Below are 743 nucleotides of genomic sequence, written 5' to 3'. Positions count from 1 at the left end.
GCGCATTCCCACTCGACCACGGCCCAGCCGTCGAAGTCGTTCGCCGCCATCTTCGAGAAGACCGCCCCGAAATCCACCTGCCCGTCGCCCGGCGAGCGGAAGCGGCCGGCGCGGTTCACCCACCCCTGGTAACCGCCATAGACGCCCTGCCGGCCGGTCGGGTTGAACTCCGCGTCCTTGACGTGGAACATCCTGATCCGGTCGTGGTAGATGTCGATATGGTCGAGATAGTCGAGGCATTGCAGCACGTAATGCGACGGGTCGTAGAGCATGTTGGCCCGCCGGTGGTGCCTCACCCGCTCCAGGAACATCTCGAAGGTGACCCCGTCATAAAGGTCCTCGCCCGGATGGATCTCGTAGCATATGTCGACGCCGCACTCCTCGGCATGGTCGAGGATCGGCGTCCAGCGCCTGGCAAGCTCCTCGAAGGCGGTCTCGACCAGTCCCGCCGGGCGCTGCGGCCAGGGATAGAGATAGGGCCAGGCGAGCGCGCCGGAAAAGGTCGCATGCGCCTTGATGCCGAGGTGCTTCGAGGCGGTGAGCGCCATCTTCACCTGCTCGACCGCCCATTCCTGCCGCGCCTTCGGATTGCCGCGCACCTGCGGCGCCGCAAAGCCGTCGAAGGCCTCGTCATAGGCCGGATGCACCGCGACGAGCTGGCCCTGCAGGTGGGTCGAAAGCTCCGTCACCTCGATGCCGTTCCGACGCGCCACGCCGGCGAATTCGTCGCAATAATCCTTCGA

1 protein-coding gene is annotated in these 743 nt (G+C 65.8%); it reads right to left on the bottom strand.

The window, feature by feature from the left end:
- Positions 1–743: sugar phosphate isomerase/epimerase family protein (locus ACFFP0_RS31025; protein ID WP_377266091.1), on the bottom strand; the 743-nt coding region annotated here is incomplete at both ends.

Source organism: Neorhizobium puerariae (assembly GCF_042429745.1).
GTDB classification, from domain to species: Bacteria; Pseudomonadota; Alphaproteobacteria; order Rhizobiales; family Rhizobiaceae; genus Neorhizobium; species Neorhizobium puerariae.
This window is presented reverse-complemented; position numbering and strand designations above follow the sequence as displayed.